The following is a 15231-nucleotide window of genomic DNA, read 5'->3' as shown; positions in this document are numbered from 1 at the left end:
TACGCTCCTGACGGAGTTACTCGGTCGCTACTCAGCACGAACGGAAAAAATTTCAAATCCTCCGGGAAGACTACCGACTACCGACGCCCGCGCCAGATCTGCAGCGGTGCGCTCGGGTTCAGTCCCCCCTGATGCACCGGGCAACGACGATACCGAAAGCGGCGGTCCAGACAGATCCAGACCTCGTCGAGCCAGCCCTGCTTGGTGGCGGTGACGCGCATCATATCTGCCTTCAAGCCAGGATTTGCCCCCGCCATCGCCGTGGCAAACTGCCCTGCGGTTAGTGGCGCACGCGACAACGCGTCCATGTCCGGATAGCGGAGCTTGCCGTACAGCCCGGCCGACTCGTTGAAATACCTGGCGGGACGATAGCCGGGCATGCAGGTACCGTGCTTCGCCCATTCGTGCTGGAGCAGCTGCGCGGACGGCGTCGTGCAGAGGTGCGCGCGGATAACCGGCGGCGGCACGAACTCGGCGTCATGACAATATTGCGGCCAGTCCTTGCCGACCCCGTCCGGCCACAGGCCGTGCAGCGTAAAGCCGAACCGGTTGTCCGCGCCGCACTGGAAGGTCGACCCGGCGCGATCGCCATTCTCGCGGCAGTATTGCGGCGCCCAGGTGATCGCGAGCGTGTAGCTGCCGATCGGAATGTCGCGCTTCGGCTGGCTTTCCGTCGGCAGGTCCGGGCGGACGCGCTCGACCGACGCGGGAGTCGAGCATTGATAAGCCTGCGCCTGCGCGACGCTCGGCAACGCGATCGCGACGGCGGCGAGGGTCAGCCTGGAGATCATGCGACGTTCCCTCTGTCGGTATCCGTGTCGAAATCGGCGTCGTCGTCCTCACCGAACCAGGCTTTGCTGCCGGGCCGGAAAAGGTGGACGGCGGCGGCGACGTAGAGTGCTTCTGCGATGAGCGAGAGGATCGATGCCGTACCGACAATCGCACTACCCGTCGCGAGCGTCGCGAGCGCCTGGACGGCGGCCCAGGTCGACAAGGCGGCGAGGATCACGACCACCCATTTCGCGACGACGCTCGGCGCGCGCGCGGTGAAGTACCAGAGCAGCACCGTCACCGCGATCCCGATCGCCTGGAACGTCGGCAGTATCCACGTCGCCTTGGCGAGTACCGGATAGGCGGTGACGATCGCCTCGCGCTGCGTCCAGGTCATCGCTGCAACGACCGTATCCAGTATGAACGCCGCCCAATAGAGGCGCTCGTAGCGAACGATGGCAACCGGCCTGATCATGGTCCTACTCCCTGACCTGGCCAGCAGAAGGCCCGCGCCGGATCTGGCGGAGCTATTCGACGGTCGCGAAGTCCAGCCCTATATCTGCTGCGGGCGCCGACTGCGTCAAGCGGCCGACCGACACATAGGTCACGCCCGACTCGGCGATCGCGCGGATGGTGTCGAGATTGACGCCGCCCGATGCCTCGGTCGGGACACGACCGGCGACGAGCGCGACCGCTTCGCGCAACATCGCCGGCGGCATGTTGTCGAGCAGCAGGTGTGTCGCGCCAGCCTCCAGCGCGGGCTCGATCTGGTCGATGCGGTCGACCTCGACGATGATCTGCGCGATTCCCGCGGCCTTTGCGCGACGAACCGCCTCGGCAACACCGCCGGCAACCGCGACATGATTGTCCTTGATCATCGCCGCATCCCACAGACCCATGCGGTGGTTCTGCGCGCCGCCCATCCGGGTCGCGTATTTCTCCAGCACGCGCAGGCCGGGGATCGTCTTGCGCGTGTCGAGCAGGATCGCGCCCGTCCCCTCGATCGCGTCGACATATGCCCGCGTCATCGTGGCGATGCCCGACAGATGCTGGACGGTGTTGAGCGCGGACCGCTCCGCCGTCAGCATCGCGCGCCCTGCCCCTTCCAGCCGCATGAGTTCGGTGCCGGCCGTCACCTGGTGCCCATCGCGGACGAGGCGTTCGATCCGCACGTCCGGGTCCAGCGCACGGAAGAACGCTTCGGCAAGATCGAGGCCAGCGACGACGATCGGATCGCGGCTGTCCATGACGCCGGTGAACCGCGCGTTCGCGGGGATCACTGCGGCCGACGTTATGTCGCCGATCGTGCCGAGATCCTCGGCCAGCGTCACCGCGACGAAGGCGCCGATATCGAACGACTCGGGCAATGCTGTCTTCACCTGTCGTCTCCGAATTGTTCGTCGAAAATATGCTCGGCGCGCGGTGCCAAAAAAGAGACGGTCGGAACAGTGACTTCACGGTTCATTCGACTCATCGAATTATTTTTCCGGTATAGGAACCATTCGAGACGTCGAGGGTTTGCCGATCACTACCGAGGATATTCTTATGCCCACCACCACGATGGCCGATACCGCACGCCTGCATGCCCTGCTGGACGAAGCTCTTACGCTGGCCGACACGCTACAGCTGCCGCTGGCTGCCATCCATATCGACCAGGCACTCGCCCAGTTGAGCGGTGCCGACGTCCCGGCGCTCTGAGCGCCCCCTGATCTGAACGCTTCGTGATCTGACCGCGTCGGGCTGGCATCATCCAGCCCGATCGACGACCAACCGAAACGGACCGTCACTTCGGCCCAAGATCACCCTTCCCCACGGTATTCGATGCCATCGACAGCATGCGGTCGAGGCTCTTCCTCGCCTGGAGCCGAAGCCCCTCTTCGATCTCGATCCGCGGCGACAGATCGCGCAGCGCGACGTACAGCTTTTCCAATGTGTTGAGCGCCATGTACGGACAGATGTTGCAGTTGCAGTTGCCGTCCGCACCCGGCGCGCCGATGAAGCGCTTGTTCGGGAGCGCCTTTTCCATCTGGTGGATGATGTGCGGCTCGGTCGCGACGATCAGCGTGTCGCCAGGCATCGCGAGCGCGTAATCGAGAATGCCGCGCGTCGAGCCGACGTAATCCGCGTGGTCGAGGATGATCGGCGGGCATTCGGGATGCGCGACTACGGGCGCGCCGGGGTGCTGCGCCTTCAGCTTCATCAGCTCGGTCTCGCTGAACGCCTCGTGGACGATGCAGACGCCCGGCCAGAGCAGCATGTCGCGGCCGGTCTTCCGCGCGAGGTAACCGCCGAGATTGCGGTCGGGGCCGAAGATGATCTTCTGCTCGGGCGGGATCTGCGCCAAAATCGCATCCGCCGACGACGAGGTGACGATGATGTCGGAGAGCGCCTTCACCTCGGTCGAGCAGTTGATGTAGGTCAGCGCGATGTGATCGGGGTGCTTCGCGCGGAAGGCGGCGAACTGCTCGGGCGGGCAGCTGTCCTCCAGGCTGCACCCGGCGTCCATGTCGGGAAGCACGACGATCTTGTCGGGCGACAGGATCTTGGCGGTCTCGGCCATGAAGCGCACGCCGCAGAACGCAATCACGTCGGCGTCCGTCGCAGCCGCCTTGCGCGACAGGTCGAGACTGTCGCCGACGAAATCGGCCAGATCCTGCAATTCGGGCTTCTGATAATAATGCGCGAGGATGACGGCGTTCTTCTCCTTGCGGAGGCGCTCGATCTCGGCGCGTATGTCGATGCCGGCGAAGTTCTGCTTCAATTCCATGGTCGTATCCCGAGTTTAGCGCCCGTCTTCTAGCGACGATTCCCTAGCACGTCCTGCAGCGAGCGCGAGGTGTCCCAGCGTTCGGTATTCGCGGTCGGCTCGTCGGCGAAGCGCACCGCGACGGTCGCGTCGATTCCGGCAGCCCGCAGCGGCATCGCGAAACTGCGTTCGACCGCACGACGGGTGGCGTCGCGCGCGAGCTTGATCATCGCGGGCTCGCGCGCCTGGCGGATCAGCTCGATCTGGCCGGCACGGCGGTTGGCGGCGTCGAGACGCTTTTCGGCATCGGTGAAAACGGTCAACGGGCCGCCTGAACCGTATTCGCGTATAGCGTTGAGATCGATTTGGGGACCGTCGGCCTCGACTGCGGGAAGGCGCACGGACAGCGTCTTCGAAGTGCCATCCCACGCTACGTCCGACTGGGTCAGCTTGGCCATGTCGACTTCGTACCGGACCATGCCGGGCATGATCAGCGTCTTCTCGGTCGTGAAGCCGAGCTGCGACTGTTTCGAGGTGACGACCGCGACGTAGCGCGCGGCGAACGCCGAGAGCCGGTTCTGCTCGCGCAGTCCTTCCAGGCTAGCGCTGGCGATCGTCGTCGGATCGGGCGTGAGCCGGTCGCTGACGTAGCGCTGCACCCCCCAAAGCACGAGCAGCCCTGCGAGGACGAGGATCAAGACGATTCCGACGGCCTTAGCCAGGAACGGGGCCACGCCGCTCTTGCGTACGGGTTCGGTCACGCTGTCGTTCGCCATGTCTCGCCTTCCTCGATAACCAGTCCGCGGGTTTGCAGGTCGTACAGGTGTGCCAGCACCGATCGTGCAGCGGCGGGCACGAGTTGCGGGCCGAGACCGACATACATCCGCTCAACCATCGCCGGGATCGACAATGCGCCTTCGCGAAGCAGGCGAAGTATCTGCCCCTCGCGTTGCTTGCGGTGGCCGAGCATGCCGCGGACGAGCCGCTGCGGCTTGTCGATCGCCTCGCCGTGACCGGGGTAATAGACCCGGTCGTCACGCCCCATCAGCTTTTCGAGGCTGGCCATGTACGCGGTCATATTGCCGTCTGGCGGCGAGACGATCGTCGTCGACCAGCCCATGACATGATCGCCGGAAAACAACGCCTTCGTCTCGGGTAGCGCGAAGGCGAGATGGTTCGAGGTATGGCCGGGCGTCGCGATCGCCTCCAGCGTCCAGCCTGTGCCGGTGACGGTATCCCCCTCGGAAAGAACGCGGTCGGGTGCGTAGGCGGCATCGAACGACGCGTCTGCTCGCGCGCCCGCGTCGGCGAGGTCGAACGGTGCGGCGCCGACGATCGGGGCGCCGGTGAGCGACTGGAGCGGACGCGTGGCAGGGCTGTGATCGCGGTGATGATGCGTGACGACGATCGCCTTGACCGGGCGCCCATCGATCGCCCGCACCAGCGCATCGATGTGCGCAGGATCGTCGGGGCCTGGATCGATCACGGCAAGATCGCTCGTGCCGACGATGTGCGTCTGCGTACCCGTATAGGTGTAGGGAGAGGCGTTGGGCGCGAGCACGCGAACGACGAGCGGCTCGAGCTGGATCGGGATACCGGTCGGATGCTCAGCCATGAACGCGAAATGGCGGCTCGACGCGGCGATGGCAAGACCTCGTTAGTCTCGGAGAGCTGTCGGAAACTTTTACAGGCCTATGCCAGGCCAAACCTGTGTTAACTATCGAACGTCAACAAAACAGCGAGCCGGCGGTTCTGGCACAGGCCGTGCAGATGTTGCCCCGTCACCGAACGCCCCCGCGTTCACAGGGTGGATCGACCGCTTTCCCTTCCGGTCTCGCGTCGATCCACCCACCCGGTGCCTTGATCAGTTGGCCTTCTGCGTCTCGAACAACTGCGCCAGCTCGCCGCTCTCATACATTTCCATCATGATGTCCGAGCCGCCGACGAATTCGCCATCGACGTAAAGCTGCGGGATGGTCGGCCAGTCGGAATAGCTCTTGATACCCTGCCGGATGCCCTGATCCTGCAACACGTCGACGCTCTCGAACTCGACCTCGAGATGGTTGAGGATCGCAATCGCACGGCTGGAAAAGCCGCACTGCGGGAACAGCGGGCTGCCCTTCATGAACAGGACTACCGGGCTGGCTTTTACCAGGGCGTCGATGCGGGCGTTGGAATCGTCGGTCATGTCTTCGGTCCTCAGGAGATTGCGGTCGTAAGCTGTAGTGCGTGCAGGACGCCGCCCATCCGACCGCCGAGCGCGGCATAGACGGCCTGGTGCTGCTTTACCCGGCTCATCCCGGCAAAGCTGGCGGCGGTGACCTTGGCAGCATAATGATCACCGTCACCCGCGAGATCGGTAATCTCGACCTGGGCATCGGGGATCGCGTCCTTGATCATCGCTTCGATATCGTTGGCAGCCATCGGCATATCAATGCGACTCCAGCAATTGGCGACGTGCCTCGATCATCTGCTGCGCGAGCGCGCGTCGGACCGTGGCCTCGTCATGGTCGAGCCCCGCTGCGGTCAGGTCGCCGACCAGTTTCCGCACAACATCATCGTCGCCGCCGCCTTCCATGTCGGCATGCACGAGCGCGGTCGCATAGGCGTCCGTCTCTTCAGGGGTCAGCTGCATTTCCTGCGCCGCCCAGCCTCCGAGCAGGCGATTGCGACGCGCCGTTATCCGGAAGGCCATCTCTTCCTCGCGCGCGAAATTCGCCTCGCTGGCGCGTTCGCGGTCGTCGAAAGTGGTCATATCGCGGGTCCCCGTTCAGTCTCGTCGTGGGCCCCGAGATAGGTCGCACGGAGCCCCCGCGCAACAATCGACGGAAACGTACAAAAACTACTGGAACTATGGCCTGGTTGTAACGATATATAAGTCGATCACGTGACACAGTGCACGGATAGGAGAGTGATATGTCGACGCTATCCCAACTGCCATCCGGTCCACTGACCAAGACGCGCGCGACGCCGCCGGTCGTACACGGGCTTGCCTATGGCATTTTCGCGTCGGTGGCGATGTGGGGCGCGATCGCCGCCGTCGCTTACAAACTAATCTGACCCCCTTTAGAGGTGGCTGCGCTCAGCCGACCTCTACGACGAGTTTCCCGATAGCACCGCGAGCCGCCATCTTCGCGATGGCCTTGCCGCCGTATTCGAACGCAAATGTCTCGGTCACGCGCGGCGCGATCCTTCCCGCTTCCCACAGATCGAACAGCGTTTCGATATGCGCCTGGTTCGCCTTGGGATCACGCGCCGCAAACGCCCCCCAGAACACGCCGCACACGTCGCAGCTTTTGAGCAGCGTCAGGTTGAGAGGCAATCTTGGAATGCCGGCGGGGAAACCGACGACGAGATACTTGCCCTCCCAGGCGATCGACCGCAGCGCAGGCTCGGCATAGTCGCCGCCGACCGGATCGTAGATCACGTGCGCGCCGTCACGACCGACCGCGGCCTTGAACTGTTCCGCAAGAGCCTTCGACTGGTCCTTGTCGAACGGGGCGCGGGCGTAGATTAGCGTTTCGTCGGCACCGGCGGACTTGGCGGCGGCGGCCTTTTCCTCGGACGAGACCGCCGCGACGACCTTCGCGCCAAACGCCTTGCCAAGTTCGATCGCGGCGAGCCCTACCCCGCCAGCCGCGCCGAGCACGAGCAGCGTCTGCCCAGCCTTGATATGACCGCGGTCGAGCAGCGCGTGGATCGTCGTGCCGTAGGTGAGGATCAGCGAGGCGCCCTCGGCGAAGCTGCGGCCTTCTGGGAGGCGGTAGAGCTTGGCGGGGTCGGCGATGACCTTCTCGCACAGACCACCGTGGCCGAGCATCGCGATGACGCGGTCGCCGATTTCCCAACCAGTGACGCCTTCGCCGATCGCATCGATCGTGCCGGCGATCTCGCCGCCCGGTGCGAACGGGCGCTGTGGCTTGAACTGGTATTTGTCCTCGATGATCAGGACGTCGGGGAAGTTGATCGCGCAGGCCTTGACCGCGACCACGACCTGGCCGGGGCCGGCTACCAGATCGGGCAGCTCGACCATTTCCAGAGTTTCAGGTCCGCCGACTGCCTTCGACACCAATGCTCGCATACCCGCTCTCCACCGTCGTCCAGGGGCGATTCGATGCGACCGCCTCCTCGAATTTCGAAATCTGGGTATCCCTTGCCAGCGTCAGGCCGACTTCGTCCAGCCCTTCCATGAGGCACTGGCGGCGGAATGCGTCGAGTTCGAAGGTGAAGCGGTCCTGGAACGGGGTGGTGACGGTCATCGTCTCGAGATCGACGGTGACGATCTGGTCCTGCGCGACTTCCAACAGGCGGTCGATCGCCTCCTGGGGCAGCACAACGGGGACGATGCCATTCTTGAACGCGTTGCCCGAGAAGATGTCGGAGAAGCTCGGCGCGATCACCGCGGTAATGCCCATGTCGGCGAGCGCCCACGCGGCATGCTCGCGGCTGGAGCCGCAGCCGAAATTATCGCCGGCAATGAGGATCGGCGACCCGGCGTAGCGCGGGTCGTCGAAGATGTTGCCGGGTTGCGCGCGGACCGTTTCGAACGCGCCACGGCCGAGGCCGGTGCGCGTGATCGTCTTCAGCCAGTGCGCCGGGATGATGACGTCGGTGTCGATGTTCTTCGCGCCCCAGGGGTAGGCGCGGCCCGAGACGGCCGTGACGGGAGTCATCGCTGTTCCGTGCGCTCCGGAACAACACGCGCCGATGCGACATAGGCCGCGACGCCGCTGATCATTGCGCCAGCCGCCAGCAATACGAAAACCTTCTTCACGCTATTTCCCCCATCAACTCTCTGACGTCGCTCAGCTTACCGGTCACCGCCGCCGCTGCCGCCATCGCGGGTGATACCAGATGCGTGCGCGCTCCGGGACCCTGTCTGCCGACGAAATTACGGTTCGACGTGGAAGCGCAACGCTCCCCCGCAGGGACTTTATCCGGGTTCATCGCGAGGCACATCGAACAGCCCGGTTCGCGCCATTCGAAACCCGCGGCGATGAAGATTCGGTCGAGCCCTTCAGCTTCGGCCTGGCGCTTGACGAGGCCCGAGCCGGGGACGACGAGCGCGCGCACACCGGTCGCGACATGGCGACCGGCGGCGATCGCCGCGGCGGCGCGCAGGTCCTCGATGCGGCTGTTGGTGCAGCTGCCGATGAAGACGTGCTGGATCGGCACGTCGCGCATCGCGGTGCCGGCGGTGAGGCCCATGTAATCGAGCGACTTCTGCGCGGCGGCCTGCTTGGCGGGATCGGCGAAGCTCGACGGTTCGGGGACGACTCCGGTGATCGGCACGACGTCCTCGGGGCTGGTGCCCCAGGTGAGGCCGGGGGCGATATCCGCGGCATCGAGCGTGACGGATTTGTCGTATTTGGCGCCGGGATCGGTTGCGAGGCTGCGCCACCACGCGACGGCGCGATCCCAGTTCTCACCGGTCGGAGCCATCGGGCGGCCCTTGAGATAGGCGAAGGTGGTGTCGTCGGGCGCGATCAGGCCGGCGCGCGCGCCCGCCTCGATCGACATGTTGGCGATCGTCAGGCGACCTTCGATCGACATGTTGCGGATCACGCTGCCGGTGAATTCGATGACGTGGCCGGTGCCGCCCGCCGCGCCGATCTTGCCGATGATCGCGAGGATGACGTCCTTCGGGCTGACGCCAAAACCGAGTTCGCCGTCGACGCGGACTTCCATCGTCTTGGCCTGCGACAGCAGCAATGTCTGCGTGGCGAGGACGTGCTCGACTTCGCTGGTGCCAATCCCGAACGCGAGCGCACCGAGTGCGCCGTGCGCCGACGTGTGGCTGTCGCCGCAGACGAGCGTGGTGCCCGGAAGCGTGAAGCCCTGTTCGGGGCCGACGACGTGGACAATGCCCTGCTCGATCGCCGTCGCGTCGATATAGTCGATACCGAACTCGGACGTGTTGCGGCGGAGTGCGTCGAGCTGCTGCGCGCTTTCCGGATCCGCGATCGGCAGGACGCGCCCAGCGGCATCTTTGCGCGCGGTGGTCGGCAAATTGTGATCGGGGACGGCGAGCGTCAGGTCGGGGCGGCGGACTTTGCGGCCTGCCACGCGGAGGCCTTCGAACGCTTGCGGGCTGGTGACTTCGTGGACGAGGTGGCGGTCGATATAGATCAGGCAGGTGCCGTCGTCGCGGCGTTCGACGACATGCGCCGCCCAGATCTTTTCGTACAGCGTTTGCGGAGTGGCCATGATGGAGCGCGCGGTAACCGAAAAGGGGTGCCGCGCCAAGGTTGTATGTAATTTTCGGTCGTTGGAAGGAGGCGGGGTCACGCTCAGAGGAAGTTTGTTCTCCCGCGAAGGCGGGAGCCCAGTCTGGGTCCCCGCCTTCGCGGGGACACAAGAGCGGTTACCGTGTGGGCATCGCCGCATTCAGGAAGGCGACGCTGTCGGCGAGCACCGGCGCTTTCCCACGGAACGGTTTCGAGAGTGCCATCGCGACGTTCTCGTGGCTCAAACCGGGGTAATCGATGTGCGTTACCGGCGCCCCGAGCGCCTTCAGCCGCGCGGTGAGGTTGATCGCGTTGTGCGGCTTGACCTGCGTGTCGTCGCCGGCGGTGATCAGCAGCATCGGCGGGGCGTCGGCGCGCGCGAAGTGGATCGGCTGGGTCATCACCGGGTCGGCGGCACCCTGCATCGCGTCGATCGCGCGTTTCGCGGTGAAGGGGTAGAAGTCGTACGGGCCGCACAGGCCTACCGCGGCCTTGATGATGTGGGGGTCGACGCCTTCCGCCTTCAGCCAGCGCTCGTCGAGCGTCAGCATCGCGACGGTGTAGGCGCCCGCGGAATGGCCGGCGACAGCGATCCGGTTCGGGTCGCCGCCGGCCTCTGCGATGTGGTCGCGCGTCCATTTCACCGCCTCGGCGCCGTCCTGGAGGAAGGCGGGGAAGCGGACGTCGGGGACTTTGCGGTAGTCGGGCATGACGACGACGTAACCCACCTTCGCATAGGCGCGCGCGGCGAACGCGTAGGCGCCGCGCGAGCCGTGCACCCAGCCGCCGCCGTACCAGAAGATCAGCACCGGCAGGCCGGTCTTCGCGCCACCGGATGGGCGCCAGACGTCGAGCTTTTGCCCATGCGTGCCGAACGGGACGCCTTCGCGGATGCGCGCTGTGCCGCGACCGCCGCCCATCACGCCGTCGAGGACGCTGAGCGTACCCGGCCCTGCGGTGAACGCCGTGCCTGCGATCAGGATGACGATCAGCGCTATGACGATCACGGCGCGGCGCATCAGCGGCGGAAGTCCGCGGTGATGGACCCACAGATGAGGAGGTCGGCCTCGTGGCTTTCCTCGCGCCATGTCTCGGCGAGCGCGGTCGCTTCCCATTCGCGCATCGCCGGGTGCGCGACGATCCGCTCGACCCAGGCGAGCCCTGCCGGACCGACGTCGATCCCGTAGGTCCGCACGCGGAACGCGACCGGCGCATAGAAGGCGTCAACGGCGGTGAACTCGGCACCAGCGAGCCACGGGCCGCCGAACCGGTCGAGTCCCTCGCTCCAGAGTTCGGCGATCCGCGCGACGTCGCGGTCGAGCGCGTCGCTACCGGGCGCAGCATCGACTCGGACGCCGACGTTCATCGTGCGCTCGTTGCGGAGCGCGGAGAACCCGCCATGCATTTCGGCGGTCGCGCAGATCGCCCACGCGCGTGCCTCCTGATCGACCGGCCAGACACCGTCGTGGCGTTCAGCAAGGTAGAGGACGATGCCGAGCGAATCCCATACCGTCCGCTCGTCGTCGATCAGCACCGGCACCTGTCCGGTCGGCGAGAAGGCGCGGAACGCCTCGTAATTGACGGGCTCCAGGAACGGCTCGATCCGGTCCTCGAAGTCGATCCCGAGCGCCTTCATCAGGACCCAGGGGCGCAGCGACCAGCTCGAGTAATTGCGGTTCGCGGTGACGAGGGTGTAGCGCATCAGGCGGTGTAGCGCGCGGTGGTCTTCGCGGCGATCTCGTCCGCGGTGACGCCCGGCGCCATCTCGACGAGCTTGAACGGGCTGTCGTGATCGGGGCGCTGGAACACGGCGAGGTCGGTGACGATCATGTCGACGACGTTCTTGCCGGTCAGCGGCAGCGTGCAGGACGGAATGAACTTGGGGCTTCCGTCCTTGGCATTGTGGTCCATCACGACGATGATCTGCTTGACGCCTGCGACCAGGTCCATCGCGCCGCCCATGCCCTTGATCATCTTGCCGGGGATCATCCAGTTGGCGATGTCGCCGCCTTCGCTGACCTCCATCGCGCCGAGCACCGTAAGGTCGATATGGCCACCGCGGATCATCGCGAAGCTGTCCGACGAGCTGAAATAGACCGACGAGGGGAGTTCGCTGATCGTCTGCTTGCCGGCGTTGATCAGGTCGGCGTCCTCCTCGCCCGCGTACGGGAACGGGCCGATCCCGAGCATGCCGTTCTCCGATTGGAGCGTGACGGTCATGCCCTCGGGGATGTTGTTCGCGACCAGCGTCGGGATGCCGATGCCGAGATTGACGTAATAGCCGTCCTTCAATTCCTTGGCGGCGCGCGCGGCCATCTGGTTACGGTCCCAGGGCATCAGTGCATTCCTTCCTGGATTGTGGTGATGGTCGTGAATTGTTCGCGAAGCTCGGTGCCGACGCCGTCGACGATCGCCTGCAACGCGGCGTCCTCGTCGAGGCCCCAGGTGCCCGCATAGGCGCGCGCGGCGTGGCGGATCGTGTCGGCAAGAAGGTAGCCGAACACGGTGGGCTCTTCGAGGATGCCCGCGTCGATCAGCACGTTGCTGCCGGCGCCGTTGGTGATCCAGATCCGCGCGACCTCGACCGATTCGCTGGTGAGTTGCGCGCCCTTGTCGAGCGCGATCGCGTTGGGATGGTCGGCCATCAGCGTACGCCTCCTGTCGGGGCCCAGCGGACTGCTGGCGGGAATACCTCGTCGCGGTCGCCTTTCAGCGCGGTGCCGTAGACGGGGTTGGGCAGGACGAACCACCCTGCTCCCCATTTCGCGGCGATCGCGGGCGACTGGACGGCGGCGCGGCGCGCAGCGGGGGTCTGGCCGGCGTTGAACAGGTCGCTGAAGTCGCCGAGCTGGTCGCCGCCCATCGCGACGACGCAGTACCGCGCCGCGATCATCGCGCGGCGGCCGTCCTTCTTCGAGCCCATCGCGTCGTCGCCGGCGAGGAACAGCGTCTCGCCGTGGCGCGCTGGGCTGAGGCCGGCGGCTTCGATCGTGGCCTCAGTCTGCGCGGCGTTGGCGGCGGAGCGGTTGGTGTTGAAGATCACCGTGACGCCCATCGCGCGGAGCTGGGTGAGCGCTGCAAGGGCGCCGGGGACGGGCGCGACCTGCTTGACGCCGGTCCGCTCCCAGTCCTGCCAGCGGGGATCGGACCAGGGTTGGCCGGAGGATGCGTCGTATTCGAAGCCGAGGTTGAGGAGGACGGTTTCGTCGACGTCGAACACCGCGGCTTTGGGCTTGTTGCCGCAGGTGGTGAAGACCGGCGCGGCAAGCGTGGCGCCTTGGTCGAGAACGACCGAGGTTGGTGTGCGTTGCGAGCCGACGTAGCCGACGAGCGCGTTCCAGGCCTGGATGCTGACGGCGGCGGCTTCGCCCGAGGCGTAGAGATACTGCATGCCGGCGGGGACGCCGTCGACGGTGACGGGGGCGGAGACAGTCGGTGTGGCTGCGATCGAGGTCGGCGCGGACACGCTGACGCAGCCTTGGAGCACCAGTGCCCCTGCGAACGCAGGGGTCCAGGATACCACCCGCAGCGCTCGTGACCCTGGGCTCCTGCGTTCGCAGGAGAACGGGGAGTGCTCGCGATCAACCATCAGGCCTCGCTTCACGCGGAAACCCGCTCGCGAACGGTGCGGAACTCGATCTGCTTGTCGTACGGCGCGCCGACGATCATCCGCTTCACGTAGATGCCCGGCAGGTGGATCGTGTCGGGATCGAGGCTGCCGACGGGGACGATCTCCTCGACCTCGGCGACGCAGATCTTCCCCGCAGTCGCCATCGGCTGGTTGAAGTTGCGTGCGGTCTTGCGGAAGATGAGGTTGCCGCTCTCGTCCGCCTTCCAGCCCTTGATGATCGCGAGATCGGCGCGGATGCCGCGTTCGAGGATATATTCCTGGCCATCGAAGACCTTGGTTTCCTTGCCCTCGGCGACCTGCGTGCCGACGCCGGTCTTGGTGTAGAAGCCGGGGATGCCCGCCCCCCCTGCCCGGCAGCGTTCGGCGAGCGTGCCCTGCGGGCAGAACTCGACCTCGAGTTCACCGCTGAGATACTGCCGCTCGAATTCCTTGTTCTCGCCGACATAGGACGAGATCATCTTCTTCACCTGGCGCGAGCGGAGCAGTTTGCCGAGGCCCTGCCCGTCGATCCCGGCATTGTTGCTGGCGATCGTCAGGTCCTTCACCCCAGACGCCTCGATTGCGTCGATCAGGCGTTCTGGGATGCCGCAGAGCCCGAACCCGCCCGCGCAGATCGTCATGCCGTCGAACAGCACGCCTTCGAGCGCCGCCGCCGCGTCGGTGTAGAGCTTGTTCGCCATGCATCCTCCTAAGGTCTTTGGCCTCGCATAAGCCGGTGGTTGGCACTCGGCAACGTACCTCGAGCGACTTCTCACGATCCTCCCCCGCCAGGGGGAGGTGGCCGGCCTTTGCCGGACGGAGGGGGCGGAAAGGGAAACCTCCGTTACGTGTCCTCCCCCTCCGTCACCTTCGGTGCCACCTCCCCCTGGCGGGGGAGGATTGAGTCGGCTCAATACGCCAGCTTCAACCCCGACCGCTTCCACCGCGTCTTCACCAGCCGGCCGCTGCCCGAGCAGGTGATGTACGCGTCCATCATGTCCACACCGCCCCAGCAGATGTTGGTCGTGAACACGTCGTCGGTCGCGACGAACTCGACCAGTTCTCCGGCGGGCGAGATCACGCTGATGCCGCATTCCCCGATCGTCGCGACGCAGATGTTGCCGCATGCCTCGATGCCGAGCGAATCGAAGAACTTGTAGCCGGCGGGACGGTAGAGCGGCGTGCCCGACGTGCTGGCGACCTTGCCGGGCGCGACGATGTCGAACGCCATCAGCCGGCAGGTGAACGTCTCCGCCGCGTACAGCCGCGTGCCGTCGGGCGAGAGGCCGATACCGTTGGGGTTTTCGCTCGGGAAGATGACTTCTTCCAGATGGCTGCCGTCGGCCTTCGCGTAGAAGATGCCGGTGATGTCGCGGGCGCGGGCGCGCGATTTGCCGTGGTCGGTGAACCAGAAGCCGCCGTGCGAATCGAAGACGATGTCGTTGGGGCCTCGCAGCGAGCAGCCGAAATCGCCGTCCTTGTAGAGGATCTCGACCACGCCGGTGGCGATGTCGATCCGCTCGATCCGGCCGCCCGAATAGTCGTCCGGCTGGCCGTGCGGGGTAAGGAAGCCGTTGGCCTCGCGCCACGCGAAGCCGCCGTTGTTGCAGCAATAGAGCTTGCCGTCCGCGCCGATCGCGAGGCCGTTGGGGCCGCCGCCGGGTTCGGCGACCGTCGTTTTCGATCCGTCTGGGGCGATGCGAGTGATGCGGCCGGCTTCGATTTCGACGAGGATGATGCTGCCGTCGGGCATCGCGACGGGACCTTCGGGGAAGCGCAAGCCACTGGCGACGGTGGTGAATTCGGTCATGATCCTCTCCGGGCGAGTCGGGTTGGTCCCGACTTCGGCGCAAGCGTAGCCGCGTCTCACCGGTCGA

At 65.7% G+C, this 15231-nt stretch carries 21 protein-coding genes; 2 read left to right on the top strand and 19 right to left on the bottom strand.

Going from position 1 to position 15231, the window contains the following annotated elements:
• Window positions 1-77: 77 nt before the first annotated feature.
• The 3 genes from O6X71_RS00660 to nadC are packed head-to-tail and all read right to left on the bottom strand — an operon-like array spanning window position 78 to window position 2150.
• A complete protein-coding gene (locus O6X71_RS00660; RefSeq protein WP_353464025.1) occupies window positions 78-791 on the bottom strand; it encodes a ribonuclease T2 family protein in 714 nt (237 codons plus the stop codon).
• Window positions 788-1246, bottom strand: a complete 459-nt coding sequence (locus O6X71_RS00655) for a hypothetical protein (RefSeq protein WP_107953712.1) — start codon at window positions 1244-1246, stop codon at window positions 788-790. The genes O6X71_RS00660 and O6X71_RS00655 overlap by 4 nt, the downstream gene beginning before the upstream one ends.
• A gap of 52 nt (window positions 1247-1298) precedes the next feature.
• A complete protein-coding gene (gene nadC / locus O6X71_RS00650; protein ID WP_353464023.1) occupies window positions 1299-2150 on the bottom strand; it encodes a carboxylating nicotinate-nucleotide diphosphorylase in 852 nt (283 codons plus the stop codon).
• Between the two features lie 166 nt (window positions 2151-2316).
• On the opposite strand from nadC, the gene O6X71_RS00645 reads away from it, so the two are divergent.
• Window positions 2317-2469 (top strand): hypothetical protein, encoded by a 153-nt coding sequence (locus O6X71_RS00645; protein WP_167397683.1) that lies wholly within the window; start codon window positions 2317-2319, stop codon window positions 2467-2469.
• Window positions 2470-2554: 85 nt separating this feature from the next.
• Here the strand turns inward: O6X71_RS00645 and nadA are convergent, their stop codons facing one another.
• The 6 genes from nadA to O6X71_RS00615 all read right to left on the bottom strand — a co-directional run bounded on the left by nadA (window position 2555) and on the right by O6X71_RS00615 (window position 6272).
• Window positions 2555-3538: a quinolinate synthase NadA gene (nadA, locus tag O6X71_RS00640; protein WP_353464022.1), complete on the bottom strand. Its 984-nt coding sequence runs from the start codon at window positions 3536-3538 to the stop codon at window positions 2555-2557.
• A 29-nt stretch (window positions 3539-3567) separates the two neighbouring features.
• Entirely contained in the window at window positions 3568-4293 is a 726-nt protein-coding gene (locus tag O6X71_RS00635; protein WP_353464020.1) for a DUF4230 domain-containing protein, read from the bottom strand.
• Entirely contained in the window at window positions 4275-5132 is an 858-nt protein-coding gene (locus O6X71_RS00630) for an MBL fold metallo-hydrolase (protein ID WP_353464018.1), read from the bottom strand. Before O6X71_RS00630 ends, O6X71_RS00635 begins: the two co-directional genes overlap by 19 nt.
• Before the next feature lie 249 nt (window positions 5133-5381).
• Entirely contained in the window at window positions 5382-5705 is a 324-nt protein-coding gene (gene grxD, locus O6X71_RS00625; protein WP_056057434.1) for a Grx4 family monothiol glutaredoxin, read from the bottom strand.
• An 11-nt stretch (window positions 5706-5716) separates the two neighbouring features.
• Entirely contained in the window at window positions 5717-5947 is a 231-nt protein-coding gene (locus O6X71_RS00620) for a BolA/IbaG family iron-sulfur metabolism protein (RefSeq protein ID WP_056489106.1), read from the bottom strand.
• A gap of 1 nt (window position 5948) precedes the next feature.
• Complete coding sequence (locus O6X71_RS00615) at window positions 5949-6272, bottom strand: DUF1476 domain-containing protein (protein WP_056489104.1); 324 nt, start codon at window positions 6270-6272, stop codon at window positions 5949-5951.
• A 161-nt stretch (window positions 6273-6433) separates the two neighbouring features.
• On the opposite strand from O6X71_RS00615, the gene O6X71_RS00610 reads away from it, so the two are divergent.
• Window positions 6434-6577, top strand: coding sequence for a hypothetical protein (locus O6X71_RS00610; RefSeq protein WP_353464015.1), 144 nt, complete (start codon window positions 6434-6436; stop codon window positions 6575-6577).
• A gap of 22 nt (window positions 6578-6599) precedes the next feature.
• Here O6X71_RS00610 and O6X71_RS00605 read toward each other — a convergent pair whose 3' ends face one another.
• The 10 genes from O6X71_RS00605 to O6X71_RS00560 form a co-directional block, all read right to left on the bottom strand.
• Entirely contained in the window at window positions 6600-7598 is a 999-nt protein-coding gene (locus tag O6X71_RS00605; protein WP_353464013.1) for an NADPH:quinone oxidoreductase family protein, read from the bottom strand.
• Window positions 7561-8190 carry a 3-isopropylmalate dehydratase small subunit gene (gene leuD / locus O6X71_RS00600; protein WP_353464011.1) on the bottom strand — a complete coding sequence of 210 codons (630 nt, stop codon included), beginning with the start codon at window positions 8188-8190 and terminating at the stop codon, window positions 7561-7563. The genes O6X71_RS00605 and leuD overlap by 38 nt, the downstream gene beginning before the upstream one ends.
• A 97-nt stretch (window positions 8191-8287) precedes the next feature.
• Window positions 8288-9724 carry a 3-isopropylmalate dehydratase large subunit gene (gene leuC, locus O6X71_RS00595; protein ID WP_435368425.1) on the bottom strand — a complete coding sequence of 479 codons (1437 nt, stop codon included), beginning with the start codon at window positions 9722-9724 and terminating at the stop codon, window positions 8288-8290.
• A 157-nt stretch (window positions 9725-9881) separates the two neighbouring features.
• Window positions 9882-10763 carry an alpha/beta hydrolase gene (locus O6X71_RS00590; RefSeq protein ID WP_353464009.1) on the bottom strand — a complete coding sequence of 294 codons (882 nt, stop codon included), beginning with the start codon at window positions 10761-10763 and terminating at the stop codon, window positions 9882-9884.
• A complete protein-coding gene (locus O6X71_RS00585; protein ID WP_353464007.1) occupies window positions 10763-11446 on the bottom strand; it encodes a glutathione S-transferase family protein in 684 nt (227 codons plus the stop codon). The genes O6X71_RS00590 and O6X71_RS00585 overlap by 1 nt, the downstream gene beginning before the upstream one ends.
• Entirely contained in the window at window positions 11446-12081 is a 636-nt protein-coding gene (locus O6X71_RS00580) for a 3-oxoacid CoA-transferase subunit B (RefSeq protein WP_353464005.1), read from the bottom strand. The genes O6X71_RS00585 and O6X71_RS00580 overlap by 1 nt, the downstream gene beginning before the upstream one ends.
• Window positions 12081-12389, bottom strand: coding sequence for a DUF5076 domain-containing protein (locus O6X71_RS00575; RefSeq protein WP_353464003.1), 309 nt, complete (start codon window positions 12387-12389; stop codon window positions 12081-12083). Before O6X71_RS00575 ends, O6X71_RS00580 begins: the two co-directional genes overlap by 1 nt.
• The gene (locus O6X71_RS00570; RefSeq protein ID WP_435368424.1) at window positions 12389-13267 is read right to left on the bottom strand and encodes a 5'-nucleotidase, lipoprotein e(P4) family; all 879 of its coding nucleotides are present in this window, start codon (window positions 13265-13267) and stop codon (window positions 12389-12391) included. The genes O6X71_RS00575 and O6X71_RS00570 overlap by 1 nt, the downstream gene beginning before the upstream one ends.
• Before the next feature lie 77 nt (window positions 13268-13344).
• Window positions 13345-14055, bottom strand: coding sequence for a CoA transferase subunit A (locus O6X71_RS00565; protein ID WP_060523860.1), 711 nt, complete (start codon window positions 14053-14055; stop codon window positions 13345-13347).
• A 209-nt stretch (window positions 14056-14264) separates the two neighbouring features.
• Complete coding sequence (locus O6X71_RS00560; RefSeq protein WP_353464001.1) at window positions 14265-15164, bottom strand: SMP-30/gluconolactonase/LRE family protein; 900 nt, start codon at window positions 15162-15164, stop codon at window positions 14265-14267.
• Window positions 15165-15231 lie beyond the last annotated feature (67 nt).

This window comes from Sphingomonas faeni, assembly GCF_040407505.1.
GTDB lineage: Bacteria > Pseudomonadota > Alphaproteobacteria > Sphingomonadales > Sphingomonadaceae > Sphingomonas > Sphingomonas faeni_E.
This window is presented reverse-complemented; position numbering and strand designations above follow the sequence as displayed.

Bases quoted from the DNA above. Each gene is read 5' to 3' on its own strand.
- O6X71_RS00660 (WP_353464025.1), bottom strand. From the start codon at position 791: ATGATCTCCAGGCTGACCCTCGCCGCCGTCGCGATCGCGTTGCCGAGC.
- O6X71_RS00655 (WP_107953712.1), bottom strand. From the start codon at position 1,246: ATGATCAGGCCGGTTGCCATCGTTCGCTACGAGCGCCTCTATTGGGCG.
- O6X71_RS00645 (WP_167397683.1), top strand. From the start codon at position 2,317: ATGCCCACCACCACGATGGCCGATACCGCACGCCTGCATGCCCTGCTG.
- nadA (WP_353464022.1), bottom strand. From the start codon at position 3,538: ATGGAATTGAAGCAGAACTTCGCCGGCATCGACATACGCGCCGAGATC.
- O6X71_RS00635 (WP_353464020.1), bottom strand. From the start codon at position 4,293: ATGGCGAACGACAGCGTGACCGAACCCGTACGCAAGAGCGGCGTGGCC.
- O6X71_RS00630 (WP_353464018.1), bottom strand. From the start codon at position 5,132: ATGGCTGAGCATCCGACCGGTATCCCGATCCAGCTCGAGCCGCTCGTC.
- grxD (WP_056057434.1), bottom strand. From the start codon at position 5,705: ATGACCGACGATTCCAACGCCCGCATCGACGCCCTGGTAAAAGCCAGC.
- O6X71_RS00620 (WP_056489106.1), bottom strand. From the start codon at position 5,947: ATGCCGATGGCTGCCAACGATATCGAAGCGATGATCAAGGACGCGATC.
- O6X71_RS00615 (WP_056489104.1), bottom strand. From the start codon at position 6,272: ATGACCACTTTCGACGACCGCGAACGCGCCAGCGAGGCGAATTTCGCG.
- O6X71_RS00610 (WP_353464015.1), top strand. From the start codon at position 6,434: ATGTCGACGCTATCCCAACTGCCATCCGGTCCACTGACCAAGACGCGC.
- O6X71_RS00605 (WP_353464013.1), bottom strand. From the start codon at position 7,598: ATGCGAGCATTGGTGTCGAAGGCAGTCGGCGGACCTGAAACTCTGGAA.
- leuD (WP_353464011.1), bottom strand. From the start codon at position 8,190: ATGACTCCCGTCACGGCCGTCTCGGGCCGCGCCTACCCCTGGGGCGCG.
- leuC (WP_435368425.1), bottom strand. From the start codon at position 9,724: ATGGCCACTCCGCAAACGCTGTACGAAAAGATCTGGGCGGCGCATGTC.
- O6X71_RS00590 (WP_353464009.1), bottom strand. From the start codon at position 10,763: ATGCGCCGCGCCGTGATCGTCATAGCGCTGATCGTCATCCTGATCGCA.
- O6X71_RS00585 (WP_353464007.1), bottom strand. From the start codon at position 11,446: ATGCGCTACACCCTCGTCACCGCGAACCGCAATTACTCGAGCTGGTCG.
- O6X71_RS00580 (WP_353464005.1), bottom strand. From the start codon at position 12,081: ATGCCCTGGGACCGTAACCAGATGGCCGCGCGCGCCGCCAAGGAATTG.
- O6X71_RS00575 (WP_353464003.1), bottom strand. From the start codon at position 12,389: ATGGCCGACCATCCCAACGCGATCGCGCTCGACAAGGGCGCGCAACTC.
- O6X71_RS00565 (WP_060523860.1), bottom strand. From the start codon at position 14,055: ATGGCGAACAAGCTCTACACCGACGCGGCGGCGGCGCTCGAAGGCGTG.
- O6X71_RS00560 (WP_353464001.1), bottom strand. From the start codon at position 15,164: ATGACCGAATTCACCACCGTCGCCAGTGGCTTGCGCTTCCCCGAAGGT.